Annotated in this window: 12 protein-coding genes and 1 pseudogene; all 13 read left to right on the top strand. The window is 46.9% G+C overall.

Going from position 1 to position 15,928, the window contains the following annotated elements; all coding sequences use genetic code 11:
- The first annotated feature begins 92 nt into the window (after positions 1 to 92).
- The 13 genes and pseudogenes from gyrA to rfaD all read left to right on the top strand — a co-directional run bounded on the left by gyrA (position 93) and on the right by rfaD (position 15,882).
- Entirely contained in the window at positions 93 to 2,801 is a 2,709-nt protein-coding gene (gyrA, locus tag ICN18_RS07290) for a DNA gyrase subunit A (protein ID WP_216189838.1), read from the top strand.
- 26 nt (positions 2,802 to 2,827) lie between these two features.
- The gene (gene serC / locus ICN18_RS07285) at positions 2,828 to 3,925 is read left to right on the top strand and encodes a 3-phosphoserine/phosphohydroxythreonine transaminase (RefSeq protein ID WP_216189837.1); all 1,098 of its coding nucleotides are present in this window, start codon (positions 2,828 to 2,830) and stop codon (positions 3,923 to 3,925) included.
- Complete coding sequence (gene pheA / locus ICN18_RS07280; protein WP_216189836.1) at positions 3,925 to 5,004, top strand: prephenate dehydratase; 1,080 nt, start codon at positions 3,925 to 3,927, stop codon at positions 5,002 to 5,004. The genes serC and pheA overlap by 1 nt, the downstream gene beginning before the upstream one ends.
- 49 nt (positions 5,005 to 5,053) lie before the next feature.
- Positions 5,054 to 6,172, top strand: a complete 1,119-nt coding sequence (gene hisC / locus ICN18_RS07275; RefSeq protein ID WP_216189835.1) for a histidinol-phosphate transaminase — start codon at positions 5,054 to 5,056, stop codon at positions 6,170 to 6,172.
- On the top strand, positions 6,169 to 7,050 hold the full coding sequence (locus ICN18_RS07270; RefSeq protein ID WP_216189834.1) for a prephenate dehydrogenase: 882 nt from the start codon (positions 6,169 to 6,171) through the stop codon (positions 7,048 to 7,050). Before hisC ends, ICN18_RS07270 begins: the two co-directional genes overlap by 4 nt.
- An 8-nt stretch (positions 7,051 to 7,058) precedes the next feature.
- On the top strand, positions 7,059 to 8,378 hold the full coding sequence (gene aroA, locus ICN18_RS07265) for a 3-phosphoshikimate 1-carboxyvinyltransferase (protein ID WP_216189880.1): 1,320 nt from the start codon (positions 7,059 to 7,061) through the stop codon (positions 8,376 to 8,378).
- A 16-nt stretch (positions 8,379 to 8,394) separates the two neighbouring features.
- Positions 8,395 to 9,057: a (d)CMP kinase gene (cmk, locus tag ICN18_RS07260; protein ID WP_216189833.1), complete on the top strand. Its 663-nt coding sequence runs from the start codon at positions 8,395 to 8,397 to the stop codon at positions 9,055 to 9,057.
- Positions 9,058 to 9,200: 143 nt separating this feature from the next.
- On the top strand, positions 9,201 to 10,874 hold the full coding sequence (gene rpsA, locus ICN18_RS07255) for a 30S ribosomal protein S1 (protein WP_068324328.1): 1,674 nt from the start codon (positions 9,201 to 9,203) through the stop codon (positions 10,872 to 10,874).
- Positions 10,875 to 10,926: 52 nt separating this feature from the next.
- Positions 10,927 to 11,265 (top strand): annotated as a pseudogene (locus tag ICN18_RS07250) (integration host factor subunit beta); the annotation flags it as partial.
- Positions 11,266 to 11,331: 66 nt separating this feature from the next.
- Complete coding sequence (gene lapB, locus ICN18_RS07245) at positions 11,332 to 12,543, top strand: lipopolysaccharide assembly protein LapB (protein WP_216189831.1); 1,212 nt, start codon at positions 11,332 to 11,334, stop codon at positions 12,541 to 12,543.
- A gap of 17 nt (positions 12,544 to 12,560) precedes the next feature.
- A complete protein-coding gene (locus tag ICN18_RS07240; protein ID WP_216189830.1) occupies positions 12,561 to 13,925 on the top strand; it encodes a UDP-glucose dehydrogenase family protein in 1,365 nt (454 codons plus the stop codon).
- A gap of 11 nt (positions 13,926 to 13,936) precedes the next feature.
- Entirely contained in the window at positions 13,937 to 14,866 is a 930-nt protein-coding gene (gene rfaE1, locus ICN18_RS07235) for a D-glycero-beta-D-manno-heptose-7-phosphate kinase (protein WP_216189829.1), read from the top strand.
- Positions 14,863 to 15,882 carry an ADP-glyceromanno-heptose 6-epimerase gene (rfaD, locus tag ICN18_RS07230; protein WP_216189828.1) on the top strand — a complete coding sequence of 340 codons (1,020 nt, stop codon included), beginning with the start codon at positions 14,863 to 14,865 and terminating at the stop codon, positions 15,880 to 15,882. The genes rfaE1 and rfaD overlap by 4 nt, the downstream gene beginning before the upstream one ends.
- Positions 15,883 to 15,928: the final 46 nt, after the last annotated feature.

The following is a 15,928-nucleotide window of genomic DNA, read 5'->3' as shown; positions in this document are numbered from 1 at the left end:
CAAAAACTGCAAAGCGACACATCTCAATTTCGTACAAACTGACAGAATCTTAGCATAGGGCCTACCTGTCATCAAAATGATATTATTTCTAGATGGAACAAGCCGCTAAAGAAACACTACCAATATCCCTCGAAGACGAAATGCGGCGGTCCTATTTGGACTACGCAATGAGCGTCATCGTCGGCAGAGCCCTGCCAGACGTACGTGATGGCCTTAAACCGGTTCACCGCCGTGTCTTATTCGCTATGTATGAATTAAACAACGATTGGAACCGAGCTTACAAAAAATCTGCCCGTATAGTTGGCGATGTAATCGGTAAATACCATCCGCACGGTGATTCTGCGGTGTATGACACGATCGTTCGGATGGCCCAGGACTTCTCCCTGCGCTATATGCTGGTTGACGGGCAGGGTAACTTTGGCTCCGTAGACGGCGATAACGCTGCTGCGATGCGGTATACCGAGATCCGCCTCCGCAAGATAGCTCATGAGCTTTTGGCCGATTTGGACAAAGAAACGGTCGATTTTGGGCCAAATTACGACGGTAGCGAGAAAGAACCCCTGATTCTGCCTGCCAAAGTGCCTAATTTGCTGATAAATGGCAGTTCTGGCATTGCTGTAGGTATGGCGACCAATATCCCTCCCCATAACCTGGATGAGGTGGTTACAGCCTGTTTACATGTACTTCACAACCCAGAATGCACGATTGATGAGCTGATTGAGATCATTCCAGCCCCTGATTTCCCGACTGCCGGCATTATTTACGGCGTTCAAGGCGTTCGTGAGGGTTATCGCACTGGTCGTGGCCGTGTAGTGATGCGTGCCAAGACTCACTTTGAAGATTTGGATAAGGGCGCACGTCAGGCGATCATCGTGGATGAGTTGCCATACCAAGTAAACAAAAAGAACTTGCTCGAGCGTATTGCTGAGTTGGTGAATGAGAAAAAAGTTGAAGGCATTTCTGATTTGCGTGATGAGTCAGATAAATCCGGTATGCGCGTTGTTATTGAATTGAAGCGCGGTGAAGTGCCTGAAGTTGTTCTCAATAATTTGTATAAGAGCACTCAGTTACAAGATAACTTCGGCATGAACATGGTGGCATTGGTGGATAACCAACCACGCTTGTTGAACTTGAAGCAAATGCTTGAGTACTTCTTGCAGCATCGTCGTGAAGTTGTCACACGTCGTACGATTTTTGAATTGCGTAAAGCGCGCGATCGTGGTCACGTCTTAGAAGGTTTGGCTGTTGCATTAGCAAATATTGATGAGTTCATTGCAATTATTAAAGCTGCAGCGAACCCAGTGATTGCTAAACAAGGGTTGATGGGCAAAGCTTGGGATTCATCGATGGTGCGTGAGATGTTGGCACGTGCTGAGACCGATACGCCAGGCGGCCGCAATGCTTATCGTCCAGAAGGATTGTTGCCCGAGTACGGCATGCAAACTACTGGCTTGTATCGTTTGTCAGACAGTCAAGCGCAAGAAATTTTGCAGATGCGTTTGCAACGCTTGACTGGTTTAGAGCAAGACAAGATCGTTAACGAATACAAAGAAGTAATGGCAGAGATTTCTGACTTACTGGATTTGTTGGCGAAGCCAGAGCGCGTGACTCAAGTGATCGAGTCTGAATTAAAAGAAGTGCAATCTGAATTTGGTGTTGCTGGTGGTGATACCGGTCGTCGTTCATTTATTGAAATGAATGCGACTGAACTGTTCACGGAAGACTTGATTACGCCGCAAGATTTAGTGGTGACACTTTCAAATACTGGTTATATGAAGAGTCAGCCGCTGAGCGAGTACCGCGCACAAAAACGCGGTGGTCGAGGAAAGCAAGCTGCCGCAACTAAGAATGAAGATTGGATTGAAACGCTCTTCGTAGCGAATACGCACGATACGATCTTGTGCTTCTCTGACCGAGGTCGTATGTATTGGCTCAAGGTCTGGGAAGTTCCGCAGGGAAGCCGTACTTCTCGCGGCAAGCCAATCGTTAATATGTTCCCGCTGATTGAAGGTGAGAAGATCACTGTGATTCTGCCAATCAAGGGCTACCAAGACGATCAGTATGTCTTTATGGCTACTAGCTTAGGTACCGTGAAGAAGACTCGTTTGTCTGACTTCTCTAATCCACGTAAGGCCGGCATTATTGCTGTCGACTTGAATGAAAACGACTTCTTGGTTGGCGCTGCTATTACTGATGGCCAGCATGATGTGATGTTGTTCTCCGATGCTGGCAAAGCAGTGCGCTTTGACGAGAATGATGTTCGTCCGATGGGTCGTACCGCACGTGGTGTGCGTGGCATGAACCTAGGCGAAGGGCATCACGTAATTGCGATGTTGGTTGCTCCAGCTGAGGCTGCAGAAGGCGTTGAAGCGGCTGTAATTGATACAAACGGCATTGCGATTCCAAGTAGCGTGTTGACTGCAACAGAAAATGGTTACGGTAAGCGTACGCCGATCGCTGAATACACACGTCATGGTCGTGGTACGAAGGGCATGATTGCAATTCAAACTTCAGAGCGTAACGGCAAAGTAGTCGCTGCCTCATTGGTATCGCCAGAAGATCAAATTATGTTGATTACTACTGGTGGCGTCTTGGTGCGTACTCGTGTATCTGAAATACGTGAGATGGGTCGTGCAACTCAGGGTGTGACTTTGATCAACGTTGATGAAGGTACACGTTTGTCTGGCTTGCAGCGTATTGCTGAAAGCGATTCAGATGACGAAGCTGATGACGCAGAAGAAGGTGACGTATCTGCAGATCCAGCAGCCGACTCTAATGACGATACGGTAGGTGACGCTTAAGCGTCACCTCTAGACTAGATCACATCATGACTTTTGACCGCCGCATTTTTAATTTCGCAGCGGGGCCTGCTACTTTGCCTGAAGAGGTGCTGAAGCAGGCTGCCGATGAAATGCTGAATTGGCGTGGACTCGGTACGAGCGTGATGGAAATTAGTCACCGCAGTAAAGAGTTCATGGAGGTGTATGAAGAGGTCATTCATGATCTTCGTACGCTGATGCATATTCCCGATGCTTATGAGATCTTACTTTTGCAGGGTGGCGGCCTTGGTCAAAATGCTGCTATCCCCATGAATCTCATGCCTTTGGCTAAGAATGGACCAAAGGCGGATTACATTGTTACTGGCGTATGGTCAGAAAAATCTTACAAAGAAGCGCAGAAGTACGGCACTGCAAATTTAGTTGCCTCTTCAGCCGCAGAAAAATTCAATACGATTCCCGCGAGATCTACTTGGAAGTTATCAAGTGACGCTGCTTATGTTCTTTACTGCGCTAATGAAACTATTGGTGGTGTTGAGTTTCCGGATGTGCCGGACGTTGGTGATATTCCCTTGGTTGCAGATATTTCTAGCAACATCCTTTCTAAAGAGATGGATGTCAATCAGTGCGCCGTATGGTTTGGTGGTGCACAAAAGAATATCGGCCCATCTGGTGTAACGATTGTGATCGTACGCAAGGATTTGTTAGGTAAGAGTATGTCTATCACCCCAACGATTTGGGATTGGTCTGTGCAAACCAATACGCAATCCATGATTAATACGCCGCCGACTTTCTCGATTTACATGGCTGGCTTAGGATTTAAGTGGTTACTCAAGCAAGGTGGCGTGAATGTTATTGAAAAGCGTAATCAAGAAAAAGCGGATTTGCTTTACAGCTTTTTGGATCAAAGCAGCTTGTATGAAAATCGCGTCACAAAAGAATATCGCTCACGTATGAACGTGACTTTCTTCTTAAAAGATGAGAACCTGAACGCAGAGTTTTTGGCGCAATCGAATGCGGCTGGTTTGGTTGCCTTGCGTGGCCATAAAGCTGCGGGCGGCATGCGTGCCAGCATTTATAACGCCATGCCCATTGAAGGCGTAAAAGCCTTAATTGAATTTATGCGTGATTTTGAAAGGCGGGCTTAATGAGTACTGAAGAACAGCGCTTAGCTCCCTTGCGGGAAAAAATTGACGCATTAGATGCGCAGATTTTGGATCTACTTACTCAGCGTGCAAAAGCTGCGCAGGAAGTGGGTCACGTTAAAGGTGGATTCGCTTCACCAGTCTTCCGTCCTGAGCGTGAGCGCCAAGTGGTAGCGCGTTTACAAGAAATCAATAAAGGTCCTTTGCTGCCAGATGGCATTGCTGCGATTTGGCGTGAAGTGATGTCTGCATGCAGAGCTCTTGAAGCTCGCCAAACGATTGCTTATCTTGGCCCAGTAGGAACATTTTCTGAGCAAGCAGCTCAAACGTATTTTGGCCACTCGATTGCTGGCTTACCTTGCGCAAGCCTAGATGAAGTATTTAAGTCGGTAGAGAAGGGCGCGGCTCAGTTTGGCGTTGTTCCTGTTGAAAACTCCAGCGAAGGTGCTATCTCGCGCACATTGGATTTATTGCTCGATTCATCGATGCGCATTAGTGGCGAAGTCGTGCTGCCTATTCGTCATCACCTGCTCACTAAGAGCGGTAACTTGGATGGCGTAACAACTGTCTGTGCTCATGCCCAAGCCCTGGCGCAATGTCAGCAATGGTTAAGCGTGCATGCACCGCAACTTAAGCGTCAAGCAGTCAGTAGCAATGCTGAAGCGGCGCGCATGGCAGCTGCCGATCCTACTTTGGCCGCAATTGCTGGTGATCCTGCTCAAGAGGCTTATGGCTTACAAGCAGTGGCTGCACAAATTCAAGATGATCCTCACAACCGTACCCGTTTCGTGGTGGTTGGAAACTATGCATGTTCATCTACCGGCAAAGATCAAACTTCTTTGGTGCTCTCGGTTGATAACCAGCCTGGTGCCGTCCATCGTTTGTTGGCACCTTTAGCTAAACACGGTGTGTCGATGAATCGCTTTGAATCACGTCCTGCTCGTAAAGGTACTTGGGAATATCACTTTTATATTGATATTGCTGGCCATACGGATGATGAAAAAGTGGTGAAGGCGCTTGAAGAGTTGAAGGGTGTTGCCGCTTTCTATAAAAATTTAGGCTCTTATCCACACTCAGCTTAATTGAGTTAAAGATTTATCTCAAAATTAGTAATTACATTAGTAAAAACAAATGACCTCTAAGATTGGTTTAAAACATATTCATGCGATTGCCCCTTATGTTGGTGGGCGTCCTATCAGTGAAGTTGCGCGCGAATATGGCTTGGATGAAAGCAAGATTGTGAAGCTGGCTTCCAATGAAAATCCATTGGGTATGCCTAAGTCTGCACAAGATGCCATGCTCCAGGCTGCCAGTGATTTGGGGCGCTACCCAGACTCGAATGGCTTTGAGTTAAAGAATGTGCTGGCTAGCCGCTTGGGTGTGCCAACCGATTGGATTACTTTAGGCAACGGTAGTAATGACATTTTGGAATTGGCTGCGCGTGCTGTTGCGCAAGCCGGTGATGAAGTCATCTTCTCTAAACATGCATTTGCTGTTTACCCATTGGCTACACAGGCTGTTGGTGCCAAAGCAATTGAAGTGGCTGCAACAGCAATCTATGGACATGATTTACCAGCGATGTTGGCGGCGATTAAAGTTTCTGGTGATAAGGCAAAGTTAGTCTTTGTAGCTAATCCCAATAATCCGACTGGCAGCTATTTGACAGCCCAGGAAATAGAAGATTTCTTGATGGCAGTTCCGTCAAATGTAGTGGTTGTGCTTGATGAGGCTTATAACGAATACCTCACGCCTGAGCAGCGCTACGATGCGATTGCCTGGGTGAGGCGTTTCCCCAATATGATTTTGTCCCGTAGCTTCTCAAAAGCCTATGGCCTGGCTGGCTTGCGCATTGGTTACGGCGTTGCACAACCGCACTTAACGGATTTGCTGAATCGAATTCGTCAGCCGTTTAATGTGAATAGTCTTGCGCAGGCTGCAGCGATTGCTGCATTCCAAGATAAAGCGTTTTTGCAGCAGGGTTTTGAACTCAATCGCGCGGGGTACGCGCAACTTACTAAGGCCTTTGATGAATTGGGCTTGCAATATTTACCTTCAGCCGGCAATTTTGTTTTAGTTAAGGTAGGTGATGACGACCAAGCCGGCGCACGAATTAATTTGGCCTTGCTCAAGCGCGGCATTATTGTTCGTCCAGTGGGCAATTATGGTTTGCCGCAGTGGTTACGCATTTCGATTGGTTTGACAGAAGAAAATGCGGCATTCATTACCGCCTTAAAAGATATTCTTAAATGACCATCATTAATCCCGCAAGTAATTACGGTACCGTCACCATCGTAGGCGTTGGTTTGATTGGCGCCTCATTAGGTTTGGCGCTTAAACAGGCTGGCGTTGCTACCAAGGTCTTTGGTGTTGGTCGCAGTAAAGAAAATTTAGACCAAGCACAAAAGATGGGTGCGATTGATGGCGTAGTTGATTTAGTTGAAGCCGCTAAACAATCTGATGTGATTGTGCTTTGTGTTCCGGTTGCGCAAATGCGTTCAGCATTTGAAACGATGGAGCCGCACCTTGAGCCGCGTACGATGATTACCGATGCTGGCAGTACAAAGGGCGATGTGATTTTGGCTGCCAAAGAAGTCTTGGGTAAAAAAGCATGCCAATTTGTGCCGGCGCATCCCATTGCTGGCGGCGCTCAGCATGGCGCAGCGGCTGCTAAGGCGGATTTATTTCAAGGTAAGCAAACCATTATTTGCCCTTTGCAAGAAAACTCTCCAGAAGATATCGCCTTAATTACTGGCTTCTGGGAGTCGGTTGGTTCTGAGGTGAAAAAGATTGGCGTCGTACAGCATGATGCGATTTACGCTGCTGTTTCACACCTGCCGCACCTCTTGTCCTATGCCTTAATGGCAAGCGTGGTGAACTCAGAAGATGCTGATCAAAAATTGAGTCATGTAGGCGCAGGTTTTAAGGATTTCACACGCATTGCAGCCTCCAGCCCGGAAATGTGGCGTGATATTTGCTTAGGCAATCGCACTGCAATTTTGAAGGAGCTCGATCAATACCTATTGATCGTGAATCACATGCGCAAACTCATTGCTGAAAACGATGGTGCTGGTTTGGAAAAGTTATTTAATAAGGCCAGTAAAGCGCGTCAAGATTTGGATGTGCTTTGATGAGTGGTTTGCCAGATATTACCGTCGGACCATTTAAACAAGCGCAGGGCTCGATTGTCTTGCCAGGCTCTAAAAGTATTTCTAATCGCGCATTGTTGCTAGCTGCTTTATCGACTGGCACGACTACTCTCAAGAACTTACTCGATGCTGATGACACTCAAGTGATGCGTAATGCCTTGCGTCAACTTGGTTTATCGGTAACTGATCAAGCGAACAACGTATGTGTGGTCGAAGGTTGTGGTGGTCAATTTCCGGTGCGTGAAGCAGATCTCTTCATGGGAAATGCAGGTACTGCGATTCGTCCCCTGACTGCCGCTCTAGCAATGCAAGGCGGTAGTTACCGTTTATCTGGCGTTGCTCGGATGCATGAAAGACCTATCCGTGATTTGGTTGATGGCTTGCGTCAAGTGGGTGCGAAGATTGAATACGAATTACAAGAAGGTTATCCGCCAATCAAGATCTTGGCGGCAGATATTCAGATTAAAGATGTTGTTAAAGTACGCGGCGATGTATCAAGTCAGTTCTTAACCGCGTTACTGATGGCTTTGCCTTTGATAGCAAATGAGCCCGTGCGTATTGAAGTGATTGGTGAGCTGATTTCACGTCCATACATCGATATCACCTTGAAGTTGATGGCTCGTTTTGGCGTCACAGTTACTTGCCCCGATGTGCAGTCCTTCGTCATTCCGGCTAAAACTGCAGATGCTGTATACAAGAGTCCCGGTCAGTTGTCGGTAGAGGGCGATGCTTCTTCTGCCTCTTACTTCCTGGCCTTGGGGGCTATTGGTGGCGGCCCAGTAAGAGTGTTGGGGGTCGGCAAAGACAGTATTCAAGGCGATGTGGCATTTGCTGATGCGCTTGCTTTGATGGGCGCCAAGATTAATGCTGGCGAAGATTGGATTGAAGTTGCTGGTGTGAAAAATGCTAATGGCAAACTCAATGGCATCACGATTGACTGCACAGAAATTCCAGATGCGGCAATGACGCTTGCTGTTGCTGCCTTATTCTCAGAAGGCCCAACACGTTTAAACAATATTGCTAGCTGGCGCGTGAAGGAAACGGATCGTATTGCGGCAATGGCAAAAGAATTAAAGAAGGTTGGCGCAATCGTTGAAGAGGGTGCGGATTACATCGTAGTTCAAGCTCCTGCTTCACAAAGTGACTGGAAATCACCAAGCGAAGGTATTGATACATATGATGACCATCGCATGGCGATGTGTTTCTCGCTTGCTGCATTTGGTCCAAACGCACTCAAGATCAATGATCCGAATTGCGTAGCAAAAACTTTCCCAGCCTACTTCGTAGATTTTGCAAAAGTAGTTTCTTAACCCTATTTATTTTCCAATGAGCTCTTTCCTGGTTATTGCGATTGATGGACCTACCGCTTCAGGCAAGGGCACGGTTGCTTCCTTGGTCGCAGAAAAGCTGGGCTTTCATTATTTGGATAGCGGGGCCCTCTATCGTTTGGTTGCCCTGGCTAGCGAAAAGCAGGGAATTGATGTTAAAAACGGCCCAGAATTAGGACTTTTAGTTCCTAAGTTGTTGATTTCATTCAAAAATGGTCAAATTTTTCTCAATGGCGAAGAGGTTACCGAGGCGATTCGCACAGAAACCATTGGCTTAAGGGCCTCAGCCTTAGCGGTTCACCCAGAGGTCAGATCTGCTTTGGTGGGCCTGCAGCGCAGTTTTTGCCAATCCCCAGGCCTGGTGGCCGATGGCAGGGATATGGCTAGTGTCATATTCCCAGATGCTGTTTTGAAGGTTTTTCTCACTGCAACGGCTGCTGCCAGAGCCGAGCGTCGCTATAAGCAATTGATAGCTAAGGGAATTTCTGCTAAACTTTCCGACTTACTGCAAGATTTGCAGGAGCGCGATGCCAGAGATAGTAGTCGAGGTACCGCACCCTTGTTGGTTGCAGATGGCGCAAAAGTGCTTGAAACATCAGATTTATCGATAGATCAAGCAGTTAAGACAGTTTTGGATTGGTATCAATCCGCAATTGCCTAGTTTGTAGTTGTTTTAGTAGTTAGCTGTAAGCAGTAGTTTTGGTGTCTTGAGAAGCTCCACAACGCGACTTTTCATTAGCGTGTTTCTTTGAGACTTTTATAACCTAACCCGTCAGGCCTTCTGGCGGCACAAAGTGAATACACATGTCTGAATCATTTGCAGAATTATTTGAAGAATCATTAACCCGATCGAATATGAAGACCGGCCAAGTTATTTCGGCTGAAGTTCTTCGCATCGACCATAACTTCGTCGTTGTTAACGCTGGCTTAAAGTCTGAAGCGTTTATTCCTGTTGAAGAATTCCATAACGACGCTGGCGAGATTGAAGTAGCTCCTGGCGATTTCGTTTCTGTTGCTATTGACGCTCTAGAGAACGGCTATGGCGACACAATCCTTTCCCGTGATAAAGCGAAACGCTTGGCATCATGGATGAACTTGGAAAAAGCTCTCGAGCAAGCTGAGATCGTTACCGGTACTGTTACTGGTAAGGTTAAAGGCGGCTTGACTGTGATGGTTAACGGTATCCGCGCATTCTTGCCTGGATCACTCGTTGATACACGCCCAATCAAAGACACCAGCCCTTACGAAGGTAAGACGATGGAGTTCAAGGTTATCAAGCTTGACCGTAAGCGTAACAACGTAGTGTTGTCACGTCGTGCTGTTGTTGAAGCTAGCCAAGGTGAAGAGCGTGCTAAGTTGATGTCTAACCTTAAAGAAGGCGCAGTGGTTACTGGCCTCGTTAAGAACATCACTGATTACGGCGCATTCGTTGACCTCGGTGGTATCGATGGCCTCTTGCACATCACTGACTTGGCATGGCGTCGTGTGCGTCACCCGAGCGAGATGTTGACTGTTGGTCAAGAAGTTACCGCTAAGATTTTGAAGTTCGATCAAGAGAAGAACCGTGTTTCACTGGGCGTGAAGCAATTAGGTGATGATCCATGGGTTGGTATCGCTCGTCGTTACCCACCGAACACCCGTTTATTCGGCAAAGTAACTAACTTGACTGATTACGGCGCATTCGTTGAAATCGAATCTGGTATCGAAGGATTGGTACACGTTTCTGAAATGGACTGGACTAACAAGAACGTTGCTCCAAGCAAAGCTACTGCATTAGGAACCGAAGTTGAAGTAATGGTTCTGGACATTGATGAAGACAAGCGTCGTATTAGCTTGGGCATCAAGCAGTGCAAAGCTAATCCATGGGAAGAGTTCTCACGTGCCCAACAAAAAGGCGACAAGTTAACTGGCGCAATCAAGTCTATTACTGACTTTGGTGTGTTCATTGGCTTGCCTGGCGGCATCGACGGTTTAGTTCACCTCTCAGACCTGTCATGGAATGAGCCAGGCGAAGAAGCTGTTAAGAAATACAAAAAAGGTGATGAAGTTGAAGCCACTGTATTGGCAATTGATGTTGAGAAAGAGCGTATCTCTCTCGGTATCAAGCAATTGTCTGGCGACCCATTCAATAACTACACATCTGTCAGCGACAAGGGTAGCCTCGTTACTGGTACTGTGAAAGCGGTTGATGCTAAGGGTGCAACTATTCACTTGGCTGATGAAGTTGAAGCTTACTTACGTGCTTCTGAGATCTCAACAGATCGCGTTGAAGATGCACGTAATGTATTGAAAGAAGGCGACAGCGTAACTGCAATGATCATTAATATTGATCGCAAATCACGCGTTATCAATCTTTCAATCAAAGCAAAAGATAGTTCTGATCAACAAGATGCAATGAGCAAGCTCCAAGGTGATGCGCAGTCTGGCACAACCAATTTGGGTGCTTTGTTAAAAGCAAAATTGGACAATCAAGGCTAAATCAAATTCGCCGCTTTCCATGAGGGAAGCGGCGTTTTTTTATTGATAGATCATGACCGATCAAGAGCAACAAGCCATTACCCGCTCCGAACTAGTGGAGAGCCTCGCGGAACAGTTTCCGCAGCTTTTGCCTAGAGACGTGGAGTTAGCGGTAAAAACTTTGCTGGACACAATGACTCATGCTTTGGCTGAGGGCAAGCGTATCGAGTTGCGCGGCGTGGGTAGCTTCGTGCTTCACCATCGTCCTGCACGTACTGGCCGCAATCCAAAGTCTGGTGAGAAAGTAATGATTCCAGAAAAACGCGTTCCGCACTTTAAGCCTGGCAAAGAGCTGCGTGAGCGAGTAGATTACAAGCCGTTGAAGCAGGCGGGCCCCAAAGAGGGTTCTGGTGCCTAAGATTCAGGCTAAACCTCAGTGGTCCATTCGGGCCATTTTTTTATTTAAATTCTGTACATCATGATTCAGATAGCTACCGCTTGGTTATTGCTGCTGCCAGTGATGTTCGGCATCGGTTGGTTGGCGGCGCGCTGGGATCTGCGCCTTGAAAACCGCATGGATGAGCGTGAGCGTATGCGTCAGCAGCGTTCTACTTTTAAAGGCTTAAGTCTTTTGCTGAACGAGCAGCCTGATCAAGCAATTGAAACCTTAGTCAAAATTGCTCAATTAGATCCAGAGACTGTTGAACTGCATTTTTCATTGGGTAATTTATTCCGTCGTCGTGGTGAGACTGAGCGTGCTATTCGCGTGCATCAACACTTAGCTAATCGCGATGATTTAAAACCACGTGATCGTGATCATGCTGCTTATGAGTTAGGCCGTGACTTTTTACGTGCGGGATTACTGGACCGAGCAGAAGCCTCATTAAATCGAGTTGGCAATGGCAAGTACGCGGAACCGGCGAAAGAAAGTTTGCTCGAGATGTATCAAATTGAGCATGATTGGAAAAAAGCCATCATTGCTGCAAGTGAACTTGAGGGTTTGCAAGGTAAATCACACCATACCGAGATTGCCCAATTTCATTGCGAGCTTGCTCAAGAGGCCTTGCGTCGTAAAGACGTAGTTGAGGCAGAGCAATCCATACAGCGTGCATTGCAGGCCGTGCCAAATCATGCTCGCGCTTTAATTTTGCAAGGTGATTATTTAATTGCAATGGACAGGCCTACGCAAGCTATTGAGGCTTGGAGTTTGATTGCTAGTTCTCATCCTGCTTATATGCACTTATTGGCAGATCGCTGGATGTTGGCTCATGCAGCCATTAACAAAGAAGATGAAGGCTTGGATCGCCTCTGTGCATTGCTTAAAACGCAAGCTAGTGGTGAGTTATTGGATATCGTTCATAAACATTTGATGAAAATTCGAGGTCCCCAAGCTGCAAATGCCATGTTGTCTGATGTGATGCAACATTCACCAACGCTCATTGCTTTGTCGAAGATGGCCGAAACCCGTCTTGCATTGGAAGAGGGTAGTGCTAGCCCGGAAAGACTCTTAGAGCTTCAGTCCATATTAAATCTTCTGCGCCAACGCACCACAAGCTTAGCTCGCTACACTTGTGGCAATTGTGGCTTTAGGGCAAGAAGATTTTATTGGCAATGTCCAGGATGTAATCATTGGGAGGCTTACTCCCCAAGACGTAGTGAGGGCGCCGCTCCTAGCGGTCCCTCGATGTAAGAAATTTAGGAGAGATATTGAAAGTCACCATCATCGGCAGCGGTTACGTAGGTTTAGTTACAGGCGCATGCTTAGCTGAGCAGGGTAATAACGTTTTTTGCGTAGACGTCGACCCTAAAAAGATTGAGATTCTCAACTCCGGTGGCGTTCCTATCTATGAGCCTGGTCTTAAAGAAATGATTGAGCGCAATCGTGCTGCTGGCCGCCTGCAGTTCTCTACTGACATTGCTGCTTCTGTTGCTCATGGTGATATTCAGTTCATCGCAGTCGGCACTCCGCCTGATGAAGATGGCTCAGCAGACTTGCAATATGTAGTCGCTGCTGCACGGAATATCGGTCGTCATATGACAAGCCCTAAAGTAATCGTGGATAAATCCACCGTGCCTGTGGGTACTGCCGATAAAGTGCAAGCGGCGATTACCGAAGAGCTTGAAAAACGTCATTTGCCTGCAGACTTATGTGCCGTAGTCTCTAACCCAGAGTTCCTTAAGGAAGGCGCTGCGGTAGAAGACTTTATGCGCCCTGACCGCATCGTGATTGGTACTGAAAATACACCAGCAGGCTTGCGCGCTAAAGAGCAAATGCGCAAACTCTATGCGCCATTTAATCGCAACCATGAGCGTACTTATTACATGGATGTGAAAAGTGCTGAGCTGACTAAATACGCTGCTAATGCCATGTTAGCGACCCGCATCTCCTTTATGAACGAGTTGGCTAACCTTGCTGACTTGGTTGGCGCCGATATTGAACATGTCCGCCAAGGAATTGGTTCTGACTCCCGGATTGGCTTTGGCTTTTTGTATCCAGGTACTGGTTACGGTGGTTCATGCTTTCCAAAGGATGTATCAGCACTATCCAAGACAGCTAAAGAACACGGCAGAGAGCTCAAGATTCTCGATGCTGTAGAGGCTGTGAATGAGTTGCAAAAGTACACTTTAGTTGGGAAGATTGAAAAGCGCTTTGGCAAAGATCTCAAAGGCATGAAGTTTGCCTTATGGGGTTTGGCGTTTAAGCCGAATACTGACGACATGCGCGAAGCGCCTAGCCGTGTCATCATTGCCGAATTGGTTAAACGTGGTGCTCAAGTAGTCGCCTATGATCCAGTCGCTATGCGTGAAGCGGGCCATGCCCTGGAGCTTGACTTTAGCGGTAATCCAGCAGGTCTTGCCCAAGTATCAATGACTGCTGATCCGATGTCAGCATTAACGGATGCTGACGCCTTAGTGATTGTGACGGAATGGAAGGCGTTCCATACTCCAGATTTTGATCAAGTCATGCAAAAACTCAAGCGTGCCGTCATATTTGATGGTCGCAACCTCTATGAGCCAGCTTCTATGCAAGAATTAGGTATTGAGTACCATGGTATTGGCAGACATAATTAAAGTAGATGCAAATGGAAAAAGCTAACCGAGAACAGTTTTCTAAAGCCCGCCTATTGGTGGTGGGCGATGTCATGCTCGATCGCTATTGGTTCGGTGATACCAATCGAATTTCTCCAGAGGCCCCTGTGCCCGTAGTTCAGGTTGGCAAGATTGATGAGCGTCTTGGCGGCGCTGCTAACGTAGCTCGAAACGTAGCTGCACTCGATGCTAAAGCAACTATTTTGGGTATTGTTGGTAATGACGAGCCTGGTAAGCGTGTAGTGGAGTTGTTAAAAGCGGGTGGTGTTGATAGTCAGTTGGAGATTGATGCTGATGTACCAACGATTGTGAAGCTGCGCGTGATCGCTCGCCAGCAACAACTGATTCGTCTTGATTTTGAAGAGACCCCAAGTGCAAAAGCGCTCGCACATAAATTAGAGCGTTTTGAAAAATTGGTTGGCGATGCTGACGTAGTGATCTTGTCTGATTACGGCAAAGGTGCTTTAGGTCAGGTAGCTCATATGATTGAGCAAGCTAGAGCGCAAAACAAAATGATCTTGGTTGACCCCAAGGGTGAAGATTATGAGAAGTATCGTGGCGCTACTGTATTAACGCCTAACCGCAGCGAATTACGTCAAGTGGTTGGCAAGTGGACTAGTGAGGAAGATTTAACTCAGAAAGCGCAAGAACTCAGAAAGTCACTGGACTTGCAGGCCTTGCTATTAACGCGCTCTGAAGAAGGTATGAGTTTGTATACCGATGCAGGCGTGAGTCATGTCAAAGCGCAGGCACGTGAAGTGTTTGATGTTTCTGGTGCTGGCGATACTGTGATTGCCACATTAGCTGTTGCCTTGGCTGCCAAGTGGCCTTTAGAAAAAGCCATGGCTCTTGCCAATCGTGCTGGCGGCATTGTTGTTGGTAAGCTGGGAACTGCAACCGTTACTTCAGAGGAATTACAGTGACTATTATCGTAACCGGCGCAGCTGGATTTATTGGTGCCAATATTGTGCAGGCGCTCAATGCGCGTGGCGAGAAAAATGTTATTGCAGTCGATGACCTTCGTCCGGCTGATAAATATCGTAATCTTGCTGATTTAGACATTATTGATTACCTCGATAAAGACGAATTTCTAGAGGCATTTAGAAGTGGTCGCTTTGGCAAGGTTAAAGCAGTGTTCCATGAGGGTGCTTGCTCCGATACGATGGAAACTGACGGTATTTTCATGATGGCGAATAACTACCGCTACACCATGGATCTATTGGATATTTGCACTGAGCAAAAAGTACAGCTGCTATACGCTTCTTCTGCGGCAACCTATGGTGGCTCAGACGTATTTGTAGAAAGTCGTGAACACGAGAAGCCGCTCAATATCTATGGCTACTCTAAGTTCTTATTTGATCAAGTGATGCGTAAGCGTTTTGCTGAGAAAGCAAATACAGCGCAAGTAGTTGGCTTTCGTTATTTCAATGTGTACGGTCCTCGCGAATCGCATAAAGGCCGTATGGCATCAGTTGCCTTTCATCAATACCACCAATACAAAGCCAACGGCCATGTAAAGCTTTTTGGTGAGTACGGTGGTTATGGTCCTGGTGAGCAAAGTCGTGATTTTGTATCTGTTGAAGATGTGGTGAAAGTAAATCTCTTCTTTATGGATCATCCAGAAATCAGCGGCATCTTCAATTTAGGTAGCGGTCGCGCACAGCCATTTAATGACGTTGCGCATGCAGTGGCTAATGCAATGCGTAAGTTAGATAAAGCTCAACCAGCAAGTCTTGCTGAGTTAGTCAAAGAAAAAGCCATTGAGTACATTCCATTTCCAGATGCGCTCAGGGGTAAGTATCAGTGCTTTACTCAGGCTGACTTAACCAAGCTCAGGGCTGCAGGCTATACGGAACCCTTCCTTAACGTGGAGCAAGGCGTAGGAAGATATATCGAGTGGTTGGAGGCAAATTCTGGTTTCTTGGCAAACCCTTTGTAAGTCGTCAACCTAAATTACTCCTGTTCGTTGTAAACGATCCACGCGC

This window comes from Polynucleobacter parvulilacunae (assembly GCF_018881715.1).
Lineage (GTDB): Bacteria > Pseudomonadota > Gammaproteobacteria > Burkholderiales > Burkholderiaceae > Polynucleobacter > Polynucleobacter parvulilacunae.
Note: the sequence above shows the minus strand (reverse complement) of the source record. Positions and strands in the feature narration are given on the sequence as shown.